The sequence below is a fragment of the Roseovarius halophilus (ex Wu et al. 2025) genome (assembly GCF_047086965.1).
Genome location: NZ_JBKOTX010000613.1, coordinates 1 through 311, shown reverse-complemented (window position 1 = coordinate 311; position 311 = coordinate 1). Strand labels below are relative to the sequence as shown.

Genomic DNA, 311 nt, shown 5'->3' with positions numbered 1-311 from the left:
TGGGACGTGGCGGCGCGGCTGGCCTTGCGGGACGGTCCCGCGGCGGCGGCGCTGATCGAATGGTACCGCCTGCGCGCGGGGCGGGGCACGCCGCGCGAGATCATGGATTTCCTTGACAGTCATGGGCATTGGCCCGGCCTGCCGCTGTTGCGGCGCGAAAGCGAGGAGGCCATGACCCATGCGGGTTTCGACGATGTGCTGGACTTTTATCAGGACGACGCCCCGCGCACCGGCACGGGCGTGCTGAACCACGCGCGGGCGTTGTTGCCTCGCCATTGTTTTCGTCGGTTTTGGGAGTGGTCTCCCGGTGT

At 68.2% G+C, this 311-nt stretch carries 1 pseudogene; it reads left to right on the top strand.

The annotated features are described in order from the left end of the window. Positions 1-311, top strand: a pseudogene (locus ACH107_RS33725) (hypothetical protein); the annotation flags it as partial.